Below are 18,199 nucleotides of genomic sequence, written 5' to 3'. Positions count from 1 at the left end.
AGGAGGGAAAGACATGGAAAACCGTATTGATCGAATTAAGAAACAGTTGCACTCATCTAGCTACAAACTTACGCCTCAGCGTGAAGCGACAGTAAGAGTGCTGCTTGAAAATGAAGAAGACCATTTAAGCGCAGAAGATGTATACCTCCTCGTAAAAGAGAAATCTCCTGAGATCGGTCTCGCAACAGTATACCGTACGCTTGAATTATTAACTGAATTAAAAGTCGTTGATAAAATTAACTTTGGAGACGGCGTGTCCCGTTACGATCTTCGTAAAGAGGGTGCAGCTCACTTTCATCACCACTTAGTGTGCATGGAGTGCGGAGCCGTTGATGAAATTGAAGAAGATTTACTAGAAGACGTGGAAGAAATCATTGAACGTGATTGGAAATTTAAGATTAAAGATCATAGATTGACGTTTCACGGCATTTGCCACCGCTGTAACGGAAAAGATGCTGAATAGACGGTGCCGAGCGCGAACCTTTTCTCCTGGGGAAAGGGTTTTTTGCTGTTTCCATGTATAAAACCTTTCTGATTTGGCATATGGTTAAATAACTGGAACCATAGGGAAAGGATCGATTAGGACATGGGAAGATTCCTAAAAACAACTCTCGATGCATTGAAGGTTTTCATCCTGTTTACCGGTTTTACCGCTCTGTTCTATTATGCTATGATATGGGTAAATCAAGAATATGAAAACTATCATCGGTACGATAAACCGGAAGGCTCCGCTGTAAAAGTTGTTGAAATGGATCAGGATGAAAAAGGCGGATGGTTCGACCGGTTGATCTTTTTTTACCAAAACGGGGAGTAGATCAAGAGTGAAAGATCAAATAAAGGATTTCATCCACTACGTCATGGTAGAGAGAGGGCTTTCCCAAAACACGGTGGTATCCTATGAACGTGACTTGAAAAGCTATTCTCTTTATTTAACAGAAACCCTTCATGTTACGGATTGGAATCATGTAACCCGTATACATATTATTCAATATTTAAAGCACTTGAAGGACTCGGGGAAATCCGGCAAGACTTCAGCACGGCATTTGGCATCCATTCGCTCTTTTCACCAATTTCTGCTCAGGGAAAAGGTGACGGACAAGGATCCTTCCGTTCATATCGAAACACAAAAGACCGAGCGGGCGCTTCCGAAGGTGCTCGCGCTCAATGAGGTCGAGCGATTATTAGACACGCCTAAGCTGACGAGCCCTTTCGGCTATCGGGATAAAGCGATGCTGGAGCTGCTTTATGCGACAGGCATACGAGTCAGTGAAATGATTGAATTGAAAACGGCAGATGTTCATTTATCTATGGGTTTTGTCCGCTGCTTCGGGAAAGGAAGAAAAGAACGGATTGTGCCAATCGGTGAAGCAGCCGCTTCTGCCATTGAGGAATATATGACAAAAGCCAGGGGGAAACTGCTCAAGAACAATGTGTCTGACGCTCTCTTTTTAAATCATCACGGCAAACAGATCAGCCGCCAGGGATTTTGGAAAAACCTGAAGAAAATCGCGCTGGAAGCTGGGATTAAAAAAGAGCTGACCCCGCATACGCTCAGGCATTCCTTTGCGACGCATCTGCTTGAGAACGGGGCTGATTTAAGAGCGGTGCAGGAAATGCTCGGCCATGCGGATATATCCACGACGCAAATTTATACGCATGTGACGAAAACAAGGCTGAAGGATGTGTACAAGCAGTTTCATCCGCGCGCCTAGCCGCAGGTGGCTGCGGCTTTTTTGTTTAGAACGACAGAAAATACTGAAGTTTTTCATTATTTCCGAATGCATTGTCAACGGGAATGAAAACGGTTTATACTTGAGTTGTCAGACCTCTTAGCGATACAATAGACGTATAGAAAAAAAGGAGGCTTTCAAGATGCCTGCATACAAATATAATCGTGTGTTTTTAATTGTAATGGATTCAGTCGGAATCGGCGAAGCGTCGGATGCCGCTGACTTTAATGACGAAGGTGCAAATACGCTCGGGCATATTGCCGAGCATATGAATGGATTACATATGCCGAATATGGCAAAACTCGGCCTTGGTCTCATTGGAGATATCAAAGGAGTAGAAAAAACGGAACATCCGCTTGCGTATTATGGAAAAATGCAAGAAGCGTCAAACGGCAAAGATACGATGACCGGCCATTGGGAGATCATGGGCTTGTACATTGATAAACCGTTTAAAGTGTTCCCGGAAGGCTTTCCAGATGAACTGCTTCAGGAGCTGGAAAAGAGATCTGGTCGCAAAATTATCGGAAACAAGCCGGCCTCCGGCACAGCGATTTTGGATGAACTTGGGCAAGAGCACATGGAGACAGGGGCTTTAATTGTATACACATCTGCTGACTCTGTTCTGCAAATTGCCGCTCACGAAGAGGTTGTGCCGCTTGAAGAGCTGTACCGCATTTGTGAAACGGCGAGAGAGCTGACGCTTGATCCGAAGTATATGGTAGGCCGCATTATCGCACGGCCGTTCGTCGGAGAGCCCGGACAATTCAAACGGACGCCAAACCGCCATGACTATGCGCTTAAGCCGTTTGACCGCACTGTTATGAATGAATTGAAAGACAGCGGCTTAGATGTGATCTCAATCGGAAAAATTTCTGATATTTATGACGGAGAAGGCATTACTTCTTCACGGAGAACGGTTTCCAATATGGACGGAATGGACAAGGTGATTGATACGCTGGGAGAAGACTTTACTGGTCTGAGCTTTGCGAACCTTGTTGATTTTGATGCTTTATTCGGACACCGACGTGACCCGGAAGGATACGGACGCGCGCTTGAAGAATTTGATGCGCGGCTTCCGGAAGTGTTTGAGAAAATGAAAGAAGACGATCTGTTAATCATTACAGCCGACCACGGCAATGATCCGATTCATCATGGAACTGACCATACACGCGAGTACGTGCCGATTCTCGCTTACAGCAAAAAACATAAGAAAGCGCAAATGCTGCCGCTTGCAGATACATTTGCTGATATCGGTGCAACGATCGCTGATAATTTCCAAACGACTAAACCGAAATACGGAAAAAGCTTTTTATCTTTATTACAATAGGGGGACTGTTTCTTGAAAGACAGAATCGAACGTGCAGCCGCTTTTATTAAACAAAACCTGCCGGAATCTCCGAAGATCGGCCTTATTTTAGGCTCAGGTCTTGGCATTTTGGCAGACGAAATCGAAAATCCGGTCAAGCTGAAATATGAGGACATACCTGAATTCCCGGTATCCACTGTTGAAGGACATGCCGGACAGCTTGTGCTTGGGACTCTTGAAGGAGTTTCCGTCATTGCGATGCAGGGCCGTTTTCATTTTTATGAGGGCTATTCAATGGAGAAAGTCACTTTCCCTGTACGCGTGATGAAAGCGCTCGGCGTGGAAGCGTTGATCGTAACTAATGCTGCTGGCGGCGTCAACACTGAATTCCGTGCGGGAGACTTAATGATCATTACCGATCATATTAACTTTATGGGAACGAACCCGCTGATCGGGCCAAACGAAGCCGATTTCGGCGCCAGATTTCCAGATATGTCGTCAGCCTATGACAAAGACCTATCCGGACTGGCTGAAAAGATTGCGAAAGACCTTAACATTCCAATTCAAAAAGGCGTGTATACCGCTGTGACAGGACCTTCTTACGAAACACCGGCAGAAGTCCGTTTCTTAAGAACAATGGGCTCTGACGCTGTCGGTATGTCTACTGTTCCGGAAGTCATTGTAGCGAATCATGCGGGAATGCGTGTCCTTGGCATTTCCTGCATCTCTAATGCAGCAGCGGGCATTTTGGATCAGCCTTTAAGCCACGATGAAGTAATGGAAGTGACGGAAAAAGTAAAAGCTGGATTCTTGCAGCTTGTGAAAGCGGTCGTCGCTCAGTACGAATAAAAATTGAATCAGAGCAAAATCAAAAGAGAGCTGTGTCCCATGGACGCAGCTCTCTTTTTTTATGCCAAAAAAGATACGAAACATTTTCCATCAGTGGGGTATAAAACCATCCCGCTTGGAAAAAATAAAAAGGATTATGAAATGGAGGGCTTTTGAGATGAAACGTCTTTTATCCACTTTGTTGATTGGTATAATGCTGCTTACATTTGCACCGTCTGCATTTGCAAAACAAGACGGAAAACGTACATCGGAGCTTGCTCATGAAGCGAAGTCTGCGGTGCTGATAGAACGTGACACAGGAAAAGTGCTTTACAACAAGAACAGCAATGAGAGACTGGCGCCTGCAAGCATGACGAAAATTATGACGATGCTTTTGATTATGGAAGCTTTAGATGAAGGCAAAATCAAAATGAGTGATAAGGTCCGTACGAGCGAGCATGCGGCTTCAATGGGCGGCTCACAGATTTTCCTTGAACCCGGTGAGGAAATGACTGTCGAAGAAATGCTGAAAGGCATCGCAATCGCTTCAGGGAATGACGCTTCCGTAGCAATGGCTGAATTCATTTCCGGCTCTGAAGAAGAATTTGTTAGGAAAATGAATAAAAAAGCAAAAGAGCTTGGCTTGAAAAACACATCCTTCAAAAACCCGACCGGACTGACCGAGGAAGGGCATTACAGCTCTGCTTATGACATGGCAATCATGGCTAAGGAATTATTGAAATACGAATCAATCACGAAGTTTACCGGTACGTATGAGGATTATCTGCGCGAAAATACAGATAAAAAGTTCTGGCTTGTCAATACGAATCGGCTTATCAAATTTTATCCTGGCGTAGACGGTGTAAAAACAGGCTATACAGGAGAGGCCAAATATTGTCTGACAGCTTCAGCTAAAAAAGGAAACATGCGGGCCATTGCGGTTGTGTTCGGAGCGAGCACACCTAAAGATAGAAACGCGCAAGTGACAAAGATGCTTGATTTCGCTTTTAGTCAATATGAAACGCATCCTTTATATAAACGAAATGAAACAGTAGCAAAAGTAAAGGTCAAAAAAGGAAAACAAAAATTTGTCGAACTCACTACATCTGAGCCGATTTCAATATTGACGAAAAAAGGCGAGGATATGAACAATGTGAAAAAAGAAATCAAAATGAATGACAATGTAACTGCTCCGATTCAAAAAGGCCAAGAGCTTGGCACTCTCGTTCTGAAAAAGGATGGAGAAGTGCTTGCTGAAAGTCCTGTTGCTGCTAAAGAAGATATGAAGAAAGCCGGGTTCATAACATTCTTGAAGCGGACGATGGGAGACTGGACAAAATTTAAGTAATTATGCCGAATGACCACTAGTTTTGTCACGGTGAAGGAATTCATTCCGTCGAAATCGAAACACTCATTATCCGATCATATCAAGGAGGAATGAGCATGAGCCTTGGAATTGACATGCATGTCAAAGAATCTGTGCTTTGTATTCGATTAACAGGCGAACTCGATCACCATACGGCTGAAACCCTGAAACAAAAAGTGACTCAATCATTGGAGAAGGATGATATTCGCCATATTGTGCTGAACCTGGAGGATCTTTCCTTTATGGACAGCTCGGGGCTTGGCGTTATTTTAGGAAGATACAAGCAAATTAAGCAAATTGGCGGGGAAATGGTCGTTTGCGCTATCTCTCCTGCGGTGAAACGGCTGTTTGATATGTCGGGTCTGTTTAAAATTATCCGATTTGAACAATCCGAGCAGCAGGCGCTGCTGACGCTGGGGGTGGCATCATGAAAAATGAAATGCATCTCGAGTTCTCTGCCCTCAGCCAGAATGAATCATTCGCCCGTGTGACAGTTGCTTCATTTATTGCCCAGCTAGACCCGACAATGGACGAACTGACCGAAATCAAAACAGTCGTGTCAGAGGCTGTGACGAATGCCATTATCCATGGATATGAAGAGAACTGTGACGGAAAAGTTTACATTTCAGTGACGCTGGAAGATCATGTCGTATATTTGACTATTCGCGATGAAGGCATGGGCATTACAGATCTTGAAGAAGCCCGCCAGCCTTTATTTACGACGAAGCCTGAGCTTGAGCGCTCTGGAATGGGCTTTACCATTATGGAAAATTTCATGGATGATGTCAGTATCGATTCATCGCCTGAGATGGGAACGACGATTCGCTTAACAAAGCACTTATCAAAAAGCAAAGCGCTTTGTAATTAAGGAGATTTGTTATGGATGTGGAGGTTAAGAAGAACGGCAAAAACGCTCAGCTGAAGGATCATGAAGTAAAGGAATTAATCAAGCAAAGCCAAAATGGCGACCAGCAGGCAAGAGACCTCCTCATAGAAAAAAACATGCGTCTTGTTTGGTCAGTCGTACAGCGGTTTTTAAACAGAGGCTATGAGCCTGACGATCTCTTCCAGATCGGCTGCATCGGGCTGTTAAAATCTGTTGACAAATTTGATTTAACCTATGATGTGCGGTTTTCAACGTATGCAGTGCCGATGATTATTGGTGAAATCCAGCGTTTTATCCGTGATGACGGAACCGTAAAGGTGTCAAGATCGTTAAAAGAACTTGGAAACAAAATCAGGCGCGCGAAGGATGAACTTTCAAAAACATTGGGCAGAGTGCCGACAGTGCAGGAGATCGCCGATCATTTGGAGATTGAAGCAGAAGATGTCGTACTCGCTCAAGAGGCAGTAAGGGCTCCGTCTTCGATTCACGAAACCGTTTATGAGAATGACGGAGATCCGATTACCCTGCTTGATCAAATCGCTGACAACTCTGAAGAAAAGTGGTTTGAAAAGATTGCGCTGAAAGAAGCGATCAGCGATTTGGAGGAAAGGGAAAAACTAATCGTCTATCTCAGATATTATAAAGACCAGACGCAGTCCGAGGTTGCTGAGCGGCTCGGGATCTCTCAAGTTCAGGTTTCCAGGCTTGAAAAGAAAATATTAAAACAGATCAAGGTTCAAATGGATCATACGGATAGCTAGTCTGCGATGCAGGCTGGCTTTTTTGTGTGCAAAAGCGTGGTAATTTATGGTCTTTTCAAGCGGATGAATGAGAACAAAATCGAACCACATACTACATATATAACCACCGAAAGATGGTGATCAAAGATGGAACGACGTATATTTATCCGACTTCGCCACAGGGTGCTGGCACATCCGGGGGATATCATCACGGTTGGAGATGCCGCGCAAATTGAAGGACAGCTTCAGCTGAAAAAGAAACTTTCGGCTATGCCGCTCTATCAGGTGAGCGAAAAAGATAAAAATATCGTAATTCTGGATATCATACAAGTCCTCAAAGCCATTCATTTACAAGATCCGACACTAGATGTTCAAACGGTAGGCGGAGCAGAAACCATTGTTGAAATTCAGTACCGGAAACGGCAAATATCAACGGTTCTGTTTATTGGTGTCTGGCTGCTTTTGTTTATCGGATCGTGTCTTGCCATCATGAACTTTCATGAGGATGTAAGCATGAGAGATGTTCATATTGCACTTTATGAAATCATAACTGGAGAGAGGAATGACTATCCATATTTGCTGCAAATCCCATACAGCATCGGTTTGGGACTTGGGATGATCGTGTTTTTCAACCACATATTTAAAAAGCGCCTTAATGAAGAGCCCAGCCCGCTGGAGGTTGAGATGTTTAACTATCAGCTTGATCTCGACCAATATGTGGCCATGCATGAGAATCAAGAAACAATAAAGGATCTGCATGATCGCTAGTGTATTGTTCATTATTTTTGTCGGGCTCGGCGGAGGCATCACGGTGGGGGCTGGCTTCGTTGCTTTTTTAACCGTAATGGGGATCATTCCGCGGCTGATGCAGCTCACCAAAACGATGAGATTCGTTCAGGCTTATGAAGCGGCTGTTATTCTTGGCGCTGTTTGCGGGGGATGGGAGACGCTTCATATGAACCATCTTTTTTTAACAAAATGGATTGCTGTACCGGTCGGGCTGCTGGCAGGTGTGTTTGTCGGAATGCTTGCGGCTGCCCTTACAGAGGTTTTAAATGTCCTGCCGATTTTGGCAAAACGAATCGGGCTCAGAAGTAAAATCATTATTCTGTTAATGGCCATCGTGATTGGAAAAATCGCGGGATCTTTATTTCACTGGCTATATTTTATTGATCATTCATAAGGAGGTTTCAAGATGACAAACATAAAAGAAAACTACAAATCAAAAGTAAAAACGTATCAGCCTAAGCCGCCTTACGTCTGGAACTGTGTAAAAGCCTTTCTGGTAGGCGGTCTGATCTGTATGATCGGGCAAGGTCTGCAGAATTTTTATATCCATTTTTTTGATTTTAATGAAAAAACAGCGGGAAATCCAACGGCGGCAACGCTGATATTATTATCAGCCCTGCTTACCGGGTTCGGCATCTATGACAGAATCGGGCAGTTTGCAGGCGCCGGTTCAGCCGTACCGGTCACAGGTTTCGCCAACAGCATGGCAAGCGCGGCTCTTGAATATAAAAGCGAAGGGTTTGTGCTCGGAGTAGCGACAAACATGTTTAAACTGGCGGGAAATGTCATCGTTTTTGGTGTTGTGGCTGCTTACATCGTCGGAATGATTCGGTTTGCTTTTGAGAAACTGATGTCGTAGGAGGAGAAGAAAATGAAATTAACAGGAAAGCAAACCTGGGTATTTGAAAATCCCTTATTTGTCAACTCAGCGGGAACAGCAGCTGGGCCAAAGGAAAAAGACGGACCGCTCGGCTCCTTATATGATAAAACCTATGACGAAATGCACTGTAATCAAAAAAGCTGGGAAATGGCTGAACGCCAGCTGATGGAAGACGCTGTAAACGCGGCGCTTCAAAAAAGTAATCTAAAAAAAGATGATATTGATCTATTGCTGGCAGGCGACTTGCTGAATCAAAACGTGACAGCCAATTATGTGGCAAGGCACTTGAAAATTCCGTTTCTTTGTATGTTTGGCGCTTGTTCAACATCAATGGAAACGGTGGCTGTCGCATCAGCCTTAGTTGACGGCGGGTTTGCCAAGAGGGCTCTCGCTGCCACCAGCAGTCATAATGCCACAGCGGAAAGACAGTTTCGATATCCGACGGAATACGGCGGCCAAAAACCGGACACTGCAACGTCTACTGTAACCGGAAGCGGAGCTGTTGTCATCAGTCAGACACCGGGTGATATCCAAATCACAAGCGCGACTGTCGGAAAGGTTTCTGACTTAGGAATTACAGATCCGTTTGATATGGGATCGGCCATGGCTCCGGCTGCAGCTGATACGATTAAGCAGCACTTTAAAGACCTCAACCGGACAGCGGATGACTATGATCTGATCCTGACAGGTGACCTATCCGGCGTCGGATCTCCCATCGTAAAAGACATCTTAAAAGAAGATGGCTATCCGGTCGGCACAAAGCATGATGATTGCGGGCTTCTGGTTTATACGCCGGATCAGCAGGTCTTTGCCGGAGGGAGCGGCTGCGCATGTTCAGCGGTCGTTACCTACTCTCACATTTTTAAGCAGCTGAGAGAAGGAAAATTAAACCGTGTATTTGTCGTGGCGACCGGGGCGTTGTTAAGCCCGACAATGGTCCAGCAAAAAGAAACCATCCCGACCATCGCCCACGGGGTTGTATTTGAGCGTGCAGGAGGTGCATCTTAACATGGACTACCTTTTGGCTTTTGTATGCGGCGGGGCTATTTGTATTGTTGGCCAGCTGCTGTTAGACGTATTTAAATTGACGCCAGCCCACGTCATGACGTCCTTTGTCGTTATAGGAGCGATTTTAGATGGTTTCGGCATTTACGATAAATTTATTGAATTTGCCGGAGGGGGCGCCACTGTTCCGATCGTCAGCTTTGGCCACAGTCTTCTGCATGGTGCCATGCATCAGGCGCATATACACGGATTTATTGGGATCGGCATGGGGATTTTTGAGCTGACATCTGCCGGTATCTCAGCCGCCATTCTCTTCGCCTTTCTCGTAGCTGTTATTTTCAAACCGAAAGGATAATGTCAACATGACGACAAAGCGAAAGGTCATACTGGTAACAGACGGGGACGTGTATGCCGCTAAAACAATTGAATACGCCGCAAGACAAGTGGGGGGACGATGTATTTCACAATCAAAAGGGAACCCCTCCATCCGCAGCGGCGCGGAGCTTGTCAAGCTAATCACCTCAGCGCAGTATGATCCCGTATTTGTCATGTTTGACGACTCAGGCCTGCAAGGAGAGGGTCCGGGAGAAGCCGCTCTTACCTATGTCGCCACCCATCCGTCAATTGAAGTGCTCGGTGTGATTGCGGTCGCGTCAAAAACCCATCAGGCTGAATGGACCAGAGTTGATGTAAGCATTGACCGCAATGGAGAAATAACAGAATACGGCGTCGATAAAGGCGGAGAAAGGGAGTTTGATGAACATAGAATGAGTGGAGACACAGTCTATTGCCTTGATAAACTTGATCTTCCGCTTATTGTCGGCATCGGGGATATCGGCAAAATGGGGAGAAAAGACGATATCTCAAAAGGGTCGCCAATCACCATGAAAGCGGTCGAGTTTATTTTAGAAAGGAGCGGGTATCATGCCGGGTCACAAGGAAGAGAAAATCCGGGTTTATCGGAATCCAGCCAAAAATGAAGCGTATTTTAAAAATCGGGTCGGAATGGGAACCAGCTATGATGTAGGGGTTCGCAAGCTCAACATTTTAGACAAGGAAATACAGCTTTACTATTTAAATGGATTATCTGATACCGCCTATATCATTCATTTAATGAGAGAGCTTGTTGCCATTAACAATCGGAAAGAGGACGCTGATAACCTGGTCGATATCGTCGAAAACAGGCTGCTTAACGCCCAGGTTGAAAAAGTAAAAACGCTGGATGAAACGACTGACCAAGTGTTGTCGGGGCTAGTTGCAGTCATTGTTGAAGACGCAGGCTTCGCATTTATTATTGACGTTAGAAGCTATCCGGGCAGAAACCCTGAAGAGCCCGATACGGAAAAGGTCGTCAGGGGAGCCAGAGACGGATTTGTAGAAAATATCGTCGTCAATACGGCTCTTCTCAGACGCCGGATCAGAGACGAACGTCTTCGCATCAAGATGACAAAGGTTGGTGAGCGATCAAAAACGGATCTGAGCATTTGTTATATAGAAGATATTGCAGATCCGGATCTGGTTGACATCGTTGAAAAAGAAGTTGCTGCCATTGATGTCGACGGATTAACAATGGCCGACAAAACAGTAGAGGAATTCATCATTAAACAAGGCTACAACCCGTATCCGCTCGTCCGCTATACAGAAAGGCCGGATGTGGCGGCTAATCATGTACTTGAAGGCCATGTCATCATTATGGTTGATACATCGCCGAGTGTAATTATCACCCCGACGACTTTGTTCCATCATGTCCAGCATGCTGAAGAATACAGGCAGGCGCCTGCAGTCGGTACTTTTTTAAGATGGGTCAGATTTTTCGGTATTATTGCATCCACTATATTTCTCCCGATCTGGTTTCTCTTTGTGCTGCAGCCGGACCTGCTGCCCGAGAATATGAAATTTATCGGTTTAAATAAGAATACGCATATCCCGATCATCCTGCAGATATTCTTAGCTGACTTAGGAATCGAGTTTCTCAGAATGGCTGCCATTCATACCCCGACCGCTTTATCGACAGCCATGGGTATCATTGCCGCTGTGCTGATTGGACAAATTGCCATTGAAGTCGGCCTGTTTTCACCAGAGGTGATTCTATACGTCTCACTTGCGGCAATTGGAACCTTTGCGACGCCTAGTTATGAATTAAGCTTGGCGAACAAAATGGGCCGGCTTACTCTCATGATACTCGTTGCCATATTTCACATAAAAGGGCTAGTAATTGGATTTACAGTGCTAATTATTGCCATGGCCAGCATCAAATCTCTCCAGACACCGTACTTATGGCCGCTGATTCCCTTTAACGGCAAGGCGCTGTGGCAGGTACTGATCCGCACTGCAAAACCTGGTGCAAAAGTAAGACCTAGTATCGTTCACCCAAGAAATCGCTTAAGACAACCTACCAATTCATAATCGCATTGAAACTGACTGTAGAGTATGATAATGTATGTCTTAATTATGAAGGGACAGTCGATAAAACTGTCCTTTTCACCCATAAGCGGAGAAAGAGGGAATGACATTGTTCTTACATGGCACAAGCAGGCAAAATCAACATGGGCATTTAGAAATCGGAGGTGTGGACGCTCTTTATTTAGCGGGAAAATATGGAACGCCTCTTTACGTATATGATGTGGCTTTAATACGTGAGCGTGCTAAAAGCTTTAAGCAGGCATTTATTACTGCAGGGCTGAAAGCACAGGTGGCATATGCGAGCAAAGCGTTCTCATCAGTCGCAATGATTCAGCTCGCTGAGGAAGAGGGACTTTCTTTAGATGTCGTGTCCGGGGGAGAGCTTTATACAGCTGTTGCCGCAGGCTTTCCGGCAGAACGCATCCACTTTCATGGGAATAACAAGAGCAGGGAAGAACTGCGAATGGCACTTGAGCATCACATCGGCTGCATTGTGGTTGATAATTTCTATGAAATTTCGCTTTTGGAAGACTTATGTAAAGAAACGGGACACTCCATCGATGTTCTTCTTCGGATCACACCCGGAGTAGAAGCGCACACGCATGACTATATTACAACAGGTCAAGAAGATTCAAAGTTTGGTTTCGACCTTCATAACGGACAAACTGAACGGGCGATTGAGCGAGTATTACAATCAGAACACATTCAGCTGCTGGGGGTCCATTGCCATATTGGCTCACAAATTTTTGATACGGCCGGTTTTGTGTTAGCAGCGGAAAAAATCTTCAAAAAACTAGACGAGTGGAGAGATTCATACTCGTTTGTATCCAAGGTTTTGAATCTTGGAGGAGGTTTCGGCATCCGTTATACGGAGGAAGATGAACCGCTTCACGCTACTGAATACGTTGAAAAAATTATCGAAGCTGTGAAAGCAAATGCTGCCCGTTACGGTTTTGACATTCCGGAAATTTGGATCGAACCGGGCCGTTCTCTCGTGGGAGACGCAGGCACAACCCTTTATACGGTTGGCTCTCAAAAAGAAGTGCCGGGTGTCCGCCAGTATGTCGCTGTAGACGGAGGCATGAACGACAATATTCGTCCTGCACTCTACCAGGCTAAATATGAAGCTGCAACAGCCAACCGTATCGGAGAAGCGCATAATAAGACGGTATCGATTGCCGGAAAATGCTGTGAAAGCGGGGATATGCTAATTTGGGATATTGACCTGCCGGAAGTAAAAGAAGGCGATCTTCTTGCTGTTTTTTGTACAGGCGCATACGGATACAGCATGGCCAACAATTACAATCGAATCCCGAGACCTGCCGTTGTATTTGTAGAAAACGGCGAAGCTCATTTAGTCGTGAAAAGAGAAACTTACGAGGATATTGTCAAACTTGACCTGCCCTTTAAAACGAGTGTAAAGCAATAAAAAAGCGCCGATTTCTCGGCGCTTTTTTTATTTGAATATAGAAACAATCGCATTCCAGATAGATACGAAGAAATCAATGACTTTCTGGATGAAGTTTTTGCCTTCATCTGATTCTATGAATTTCGTAATCTTATCTTTCGCTTTATCAAGCTGGTCACCGACCTGTCCCCAGTCGATGTCAACATTTTTCATTTTATTGAATAAGGATACAAGCTGATCCTTTTGGCTGTCTGTAAGTGTGACGTTTAAATCAGAAGCTGCGTCGTCCACTTGTTTTTCAATGTCAGCTTTATTGTCAGGCACACCGTTTTTAGCAAACTCTTCTTTGATTTTTGCTATCAGCGCAGCTGCATTTTCGTTACCGATTTTGTCCCCAAGCTCTGATGTCGTGACAAGCTCTTGGTTAGCTACTTGCTTCACATCCTCCGAAATCGCTTCATCAGAAGAAACTTCATACGCCTTAATCAATCCAGTTAAAGCCGCAGTCCCAGATACTTCAAATGGTGCTGTAACATACACCTTCGCATCTTTAACACCTGCTGTCATCAGGGCATTTAGGTACATTTCATCTGTAATGCCGCTGATATTATGCGTCTCAACATTCAGTCCAGAGCCTTTTTTGGCAATGGTTATTGACGATGAAGAAATGGCTCTTGATCCGATTTGAGCGCTCGGTATATATTTTCCTAAATATTCATGTTCTTCCTTATTGGTCACGGTTACCATTGTGGCATTATCAGGGATATTCATCTCATCAAGCACTTTTTGTTTATCAGATTCTGATAAATCAGCACCCAGAGTTACAATGACATCTCCAACTGCGGCATCCGCGAGACTGACTTTCGGAATCATCAGCAGCAAAACGGCCGCTGCCAGCATTCCAATCCATATTTTTTTCAAAGCAGTTTGACCTCCTTCAATTTCACAAGCAGCTGGATAGAGCTGCTTTGCGAGGACCTGTGATCATGATGAAAATACAGTTCCGTTAGGTTAGACGGAGATAAAGAGATCAAGGTTTCATTTTTATTTTTTGTAAAGCCGGGAGATTCGTTTTCCCCCGAAAGGTGTGGTATAATAGCCGCGACAAGGAGAGACAGGCTATAACCTATCATACATAATCTCCTTTGAAAATTAAAATAAAGAAAGTAGGCATACAATTGAAAACAGGTTACTTTTTATTAGAAGACGGTAACAAAATTGAATTTGAACTTTACCCTGAAGCTGCACCGGGCACTGTCGCAAACTTTGAAAAGCTTGCGAACGAAGGCTTTTATGACGGTCTTACATTCCACCGAGTGATTCCAGGCTTCGTCAGCCAAGGCGGATGTCCTCACGGAACTGGCACAGGCGGCCCAGGATACACAATCAAATGTGAAACAGAAGGAAACCCGCATACACATGAAGCGGGTGCACTTTCTATGGCACACGCAGGAAAAGACACTGGCGGCAGCCAATTTTTCATCGTACATGAACCTCAGCCACATTTGAACGGTGTTCACACTGTATTCGGTAAAGTAACAAGCGGACTAGAATTCGCGAAAAACATGTCTAATGGCGACGTCATGAAAGAAGTTCGCGTAGAAGGCTAATAGGCAGCAAAAGGCTTCCTCATCTCGGGGGAGCTTTTTTATTTGCAAAAAAATGATCCAATAGAAAACCGCCTGAGTGCTGGAGGCGGTGAATAAAAAGACGTTTATCCGGTTAACGAGGAGTTTTGTATCTGCTTAAAGCAGACAGAAATTACAATGTTTTGGTCACATGCTGATCGGAAAATTGACTGTTAATCATTTTGGACTGGCTTACAAAATTGTTCTCAATGACAATTCCAGTATTCAAGCCGCCGGAACCAAACACAGATTTGGACACAGTTAATGGTCTTATCGTAAAAGCGCCGCCTACGTTTACTACACTGTTCCCGGAAACGTTGTTTATATTAATGGGATAATCAATCATTCACGGAGTCTCCTTTCAAATTCTCTATTTTTTATATGTATTATTGCTAGAGTCAATAAGCGTAAACTTATTGATAAAAATACTTATGTTTTTTATGATGTCGCGAAAAGGGGGGGATTCTTCAATCATTGCATCTTTTTTAGCCAGTCACTCGAGTTAAGCAGGCAAAATCGGCTTTTATTTCTGTGGATTTCATATATAAAATTTAAGAAAACTTTAAAGTTGCATGGTTCATCAAAATGGTATTTTGTAGTAAAATAAATCAAAACAAACGTGATGTTGTGAAAGGGAGCTTGACGATATGAACAATAAAGGCTGTATAAAATGCGGAAGCACTGAAGCGGGCCAAAAAGAAATAGCCACAACCGGTACGGGATTATCGAAGTTGTTTGACGTTCAGAATAACCGTTTTCTCGTGGTTTACTGTAAGAATTGTGGATACTCAGAGTTTTATAATAAAGAATCTTCAACTGCCGGCAATATATTGGATCTATTTTTTGGAGGCTGATCCTTGTTTTCGAGCTTCAATGATATTTAAAATATCTTGAAAGCAAAACGGGATGCAGGCCGGATATGTCACCTGTAAAATGGGCTGCCGCAAACATTGCAGTAACCTTCATGATGTGAATCAATTTAAAGCACCATGGGACTGGGCGATCAATAGAATGCAGTAGATGAAAAGAGCTGCTCGTAACCTTTTATATATTATCTAAAGATTAGCATACGAGCTGTCTTTCTTCTAAGCCCATCTCTGCTGAAATTATGTGATTATTTCTTTCATTACTTTTCGGATGCCTCTGTGTATTATACGATTGCTGGAGTCCAATTTCTCAAGCAACATTTGATGCAGGGCTAGCTGTGATCGACAAGAAAAAGATAGGCATGATTTGGGTGGAAGATGAGGATTAATAGATTGTAAAATCACTTCAATGGTCCTGATAGGATTTCTTTTCGATTCGTGATAACATAAATTGAAGACCGTTGTTTATTGGAGGAAATCAGTTGAAATCAGAAAATGTTTCGAAGAAAAAATCAATGTTAGAATGGGCAAAAGCAATTGTGATTGCTGTCGTTCTCGCTTTGCTCATTCGCAATTTTATTTTTGCGCCGTATGTCGTTGATGGTGACTCTATGTATCCTACACTTCATAACAGGGAAAGGGTCTTTGTCAATATGACAGTCAAATATATCGGCGAGTTTGATAGAGGAGACATCGTCGTTTTAAACGGGGATGATGTTCACTATGTCAAACGTATTATCGGCCTGCCTGGAGATACGGTTGAAATGAAAAGCGACCAGCTCTATATCAATGGGAAAAAGGTGGACGAGCCTTATTTGGCAGCTAATAAAAAGAGAGCGAAGCAGGATGGCTATGACCGTTTGACCGATGATTTCGGCCCGGTTAAAGTGCCTGATGACAAGTATTTTGTGATGGGTGATAACCGCCGGAATTCAATGGACAGCCGAAACGGGCTTGGCCTCTTCACGAAAAAACAAATTGCGGGTAAGTCAAAGTTTGTTTTCTTCCCGTTTAACGAAATGCGAAAAACGAATTAGGATCTAGCAGCTTCCTGAACAGGAGGCTGCTTTTTTATATCTTTTTTACGTTCATCCCCCAAAACCAGAACATAAATTCGTATATCTATAGAAAAGAAATTTTTGCAGAAATGTGAAACATATTCCCGTTATGCATCGTTATATTAATAATTTACGAGAATTTACGGTTTTTTATTCATGAAAAAAAGGAATAACTCATATGAATGAATAGATTCATATTGGCTGGAGGTTTAAAAATGGGAAGAATAAAAACCAAGATTACCATTCTGTTAGTGCTTTTGCTTTTACTTGCAGGCGGTTATATGTATATAAATGATCTTGAGCTGAAGGATGTTCCGACAGCAATTGGACAAACCTTGTCCTCGGAAGAAGAGGAATACACCATCGAGGAATATAAAGTGACGGAAATTGACGGTTCAGAGTATCATGGAGAAGCAGAAAACGGCACGAAAATTATCTTCAACGGAAAAAAATTAAATCAGGATTTGTCTGATATAAAAGAAGGCGACAAGATTAAAGCATACTTCAGCAAATCAAAGCGAATCGACGGATTAATCAAGGTTGCCAAAGTGAATGATTAACAAAAAAACACCTTTCGGATGGGACTGACCCCATAAGATGAGACAAATAAAAAACACCTTCAAGTTTGAAAATGGATAGTTGTTATCCGAAATAAGACTTGGAGGTGTTTTTTGTATGGGAACAAGAGTGAGTTATCCGATTGAAGTCAAACAGGAGGCTGTAGAAATGAGATTGGCAGGCGTGCCTATGAAAGAGATCATGCAGGAATTGAATATCAAGAATAAGACGCAGGTTCAGACATGGGTTAGGTGGCATAAGGCTGGGGATACACATCGATTCGAACAACCAAGTGCCATTTGAAAAAACAAATCGGCACGTTGTGCCGAGAGCACAAGTATCGATATGGATATCGAAAAATTACAGCTATATTAAAAAAGGGAATGCGTATTAACCATAAAACGGTTCAGCGTATCATGCAGAAAAATCAGTGGCAGTGCCGGGTTAAGGTGAAAAGGCGCAAGAAGAATGGGCAGCCATATGCCGTGGTCGATAATATATTAGATCGGAACTTTCAGTCTGATCATCCTCTTGAAAAACTAGTAACGGATATCACGTATTTGCCTTATGGACAGAAACAATTGTACCTTTCCAGTATATTGGATGTATACAATGGAGAAGTGATTGCTTTCACGATTGGAGATAAGCAGGACACAGACTTTGTCTTAAACACACTTGATCAGCTGCCAACACTGCCTCAGAACTGCGTGTTACATAGTGACCAAGGATCTGTGTATACATCTTACGA

General features: G+C 43.7%; 23 protein-coding genes and 1 pseudogene. 22 read left to right on the top strand and 2 right to left on the bottom strand.

The features are described from left to right. Nucleotides 1-13 precede the first annotated feature (13 nt). The 17 genes from fur to lysA all read left to right on the top strand — a co-directional run bounded on the left by fur (nucleotide 14) and on the right by lysA (nucleotide 13,362). Complete coding sequence (fur, locus tag BSI_RS16545; RefSeq protein ID WP_003236746.1) at nucleotides 14-463, top strand: ferric iron uptake transcriptional regulator; 450 nt, start codon at nucleotides 14-16, stop codon at nucleotides 461-463. A 123-nt stretch (nucleotides 464-586) separates the two neighbouring features. Next, nucleotides 587-814 carry a YqzK family protein gene (locus BSI_RS16550; RefSeq protein ID WP_003236745.1) on the top strand — a complete coding sequence of 76 codons (228 nt, stop codon included), beginning with the start codon at nucleotides 587-589 and terminating at the stop codon, nucleotides 812-814. A 7-nt stretch (nucleotides 815-821) separates the two neighbouring features. Beyond that, nucleotides 822-1,712, top strand: a complete 891-nt coding sequence (xerD, locus tag BSI_RS16555) for a site-specific tyrosine recombinase XerD (protein ID WP_003236743.1) — start codon at nucleotides 822-824, stop codon at nucleotides 1,710-1,712. A 160-nt stretch (nucleotides 1,713-1,872) separates the two neighbouring features. Beyond that, nucleotides 1,873-3,057, top strand: coding sequence for a phosphopentomutase (gene deoB / locus BSI_RS16560; protein WP_003236741.1), 1,185 nt, complete (start codon nucleotides 1,873-1,875; stop codon nucleotides 3,055-3,057). 12 nt (nucleotides 3,058-3,069) lie between these two features. Then, complete coding sequence (locus BSI_RS16565) at nucleotides 3,070-3,885, top strand: purine nucleoside phosphorylase I, inosine and guanosine-specific (protein ID WP_003236738.1); 816 nt, start codon at nucleotides 3,070-3,072, stop codon at nucleotides 3,883-3,885. 157 nt (nucleotides 3,886-4,042) lie between these two features. Beyond that, nucleotides 4,043-5,212: a D-alanyl-D-alanine carboxypeptidase DacF gene (gene dacF / locus BSI_RS16570; protein ID WP_003236733.1), complete on the top strand. Its 1,170-nt coding sequence runs from the start codon at nucleotides 4,043-4,045 to the stop codon at nucleotides 5,210-5,212. A 95-nt stretch (nucleotides 5,213-5,307) separates the two neighbouring features. Continuing rightward, entirely contained in the window at nucleotides 5,308-5,661 is a 354-nt protein-coding gene (gene spoIIAA, locus BSI_RS16575) for an anti-sigma F factor antagonist (protein WP_003223957.1), read from the top strand. After that, on the top strand, nucleotides 5,658-6,098 hold the full coding sequence (spoIIAB, locus tag BSI_RS16580) for an anti-sigma F factor (RefSeq protein WP_003236730.1): 441 nt from the start codon (nucleotides 5,658-5,660) through the stop codon (nucleotides 6,096-6,098). The genes spoIIAA and spoIIAB overlap by 4 nt, the downstream gene beginning before the upstream one ends. Nucleotides 6,099-6,109: 11 nt before the next feature. Then, nucleotides 6,110-6,877 carry an RNA polymerase sporulation sigma factor SigF gene (gene sigF / locus BSI_RS16585; protein WP_003236728.1) on the top strand — a complete coding sequence of 256 codons (768 nt, stop codon included), beginning with the start codon at nucleotides 6,110-6,112 and terminating at the stop codon, nucleotides 6,875-6,877. A gap of 126 nt (nucleotides 6,878-7,003) precedes the next feature. Beyond that, on the top strand, nucleotides 7,004-7,624 hold the full coding sequence (gene spoVAA / locus BSI_RS16590; RefSeq protein WP_019258805.1) for a stage V sporulation protein SpoVAA: 621 nt from the start codon (nucleotides 7,004-7,006) through the stop codon (nucleotides 7,622-7,624). After that, nucleotides 7,614-8,039 carry a stage V sporulation protein SpoVAB gene (gene spoVAB / locus BSI_RS16595; RefSeq protein ID WP_003236725.1) on the top strand — a complete coding sequence of 142 codons (426 nt, stop codon included), beginning with the start codon at nucleotides 7,614-7,616 and terminating at the stop codon, nucleotides 8,037-8,039. Before spoVAA ends, spoVAB begins: the two co-directional genes overlap by 11 nt. Before the next feature lie 12 nt (nucleotides 8,040-8,051). Continuing rightward, nucleotides 8,052-8,504: a stage V sporulation protein AC gene (spoVAC, locus tag BSI_RS16600; protein ID WP_003236723.1), complete on the top strand. Its 453-nt coding sequence runs from the start codon at nucleotides 8,052-8,054 to the stop codon at nucleotides 8,502-8,504. 12 nt (nucleotides 8,505-8,516) lie between these two features. Then, a complete protein-coding gene (gene spoVAD, locus BSI_RS16605; RefSeq protein WP_003236720.1) occupies nucleotides 8,517-9,533 on the top strand; it encodes a stage V sporulation protein AD in 1,017 nt (338 codons plus the stop codon). A 1-nt stretch (nucleotide 9,534) separates the two neighbouring features. Continuing rightward, the gene (gene spoVAE, locus BSI_RS16610) at nucleotides 9,535-9,885 is read left to right on the top strand and encodes a stage V sporulation protein AE (RefSeq protein WP_003236718.1); all 351 of its coding nucleotides are present in this window, start codon (nucleotides 9,535-9,537) and stop codon (nucleotides 9,883-9,885) included. 7 nt (nucleotides 9,886-9,892) lie between these two features. Then, nucleotides 9,893-10,510, top strand: coding sequence for a stage V sporulation protein SpoVABEA (gene spoVAEA / locus BSI_RS16615; protein WP_003236716.1), 618 nt, complete (start codon nucleotides 9,893-9,895; stop codon nucleotides 10,508-10,510). Beyond that, nucleotides 10,455-11,936, top strand: a complete 1,482-nt coding sequence (gene spoVAF / locus BSI_RS16620; RefSeq protein ID WP_032731866.1) for a spore germination protein SpoVAF — start codon at nucleotides 10,455-10,457, stop codon at nucleotides 11,934-11,936. Before spoVAEA ends, spoVAF begins: the two co-directional genes overlap by 56 nt. A gap of 106 nt (nucleotides 11,937-12,042) precedes the next feature. Further along, entirely contained in the window at nucleotides 12,043-13,362 is a 1,320-nt protein-coding gene (lysA, locus tag BSI_RS16625; protein WP_003236712.1) for a diaminopimelate decarboxylase, read from the top strand. Nucleotides 13,363-13,389: 27 nt separating this feature from the next. Here lysA and BSI_RS16630 read toward each other — a convergent pair whose 3' ends face one another. After that, complete coding sequence (locus BSI_RS16630; RefSeq protein ID WP_003236710.1) at nucleotides 13,390-14,262, bottom strand: DUF1002 domain-containing protein; 873 nt, start codon at nucleotides 14,260-14,262, stop codon at nucleotides 13,390-13,392. A gap of 257 nt (nucleotides 14,263-14,519) precedes the next feature. Between BSI_RS16630 and BSI_RS16640 the strand changes: the two genes are divergently transcribed. After that, nucleotides 14,520-14,951, top strand: a complete 432-nt coding sequence (locus tag BSI_RS16640) for a peptidylprolyl isomerase (RefSeq protein WP_003223931.1) — start codon at nucleotides 14,520-14,522, stop codon at nucleotides 14,949-14,951. Nucleotides 14,952-15,102: 151 nt separating this feature from the next. Here BSI_RS16640 and BSI_RS16645 read toward each other — a convergent pair whose 3' ends face one another. After that, on the bottom strand, nucleotides 15,103-15,315 hold the full coding sequence (locus BSI_RS16645; protein ID WP_003236705.1) for a spore germination protein: 213 nt from the start codon (nucleotides 15,313-15,315) through the stop codon (nucleotides 15,103-15,105). 301 nt (nucleotides 15,316-15,616) lie between these two features. Between BSI_RS16645 and BSI_RS16650 the strand changes: the two genes are divergently transcribed. From BSI_RS16650 to BSI_RS0120815, 4 genes and pseudogenes are all read left to right on the top strand, one after another. After that, nucleotides 15,617-15,823, top strand: coding sequence for a zinc ribbon domain-containing protein (locus tag BSI_RS16650; RefSeq protein WP_003236703.1), 207 nt, complete (start codon nucleotides 15,617-15,619; stop codon nucleotides 15,821-15,823). A gap of 494 nt (nucleotides 15,824-16,317) precedes the next feature. Then, complete coding sequence (gene sipS / locus BSI_RS16655; protein WP_003236699.1) at nucleotides 16,318-16,872, top strand: signal peptidase I sipS; 555 nt, start codon at nucleotides 16,318-16,320, stop codon at nucleotides 16,870-16,872. A 236-nt stretch (nucleotides 16,873-17,108) separates the two neighbouring features. Next, nucleotides 17,109-17,453 (top strand): hypothetical protein, encoded by a 345-nt coding sequence (locus tag BSI_RS16660; RefSeq protein ID WP_003236697.1) that lies wholly within the window; start codon nucleotides 17,109-17,111, stop codon nucleotides 17,451-17,453. A 115-nt stretch (nucleotides 17,454-17,568) separates the two neighbouring features. Then, nucleotides 17,569-18,199: pseudogene (locus BSI_RS0120815) on the top strand (IS3 family transposase); the annotation flags it as partial.

It is taken from the genome of Bacillus inaquosorum KCTC 13429 (assembly GCF_000332645.1).
Taxonomy (GTDB): domain Bacteria; phylum Bacillota; class Bacilli; order Bacillales; family Bacillaceae; genus Bacillus; species Bacillus inaquosorum.
Note: the sequence above shows the minus strand (reverse complement) of the source record. Positions and strands in the feature narration are given on the sequence as shown.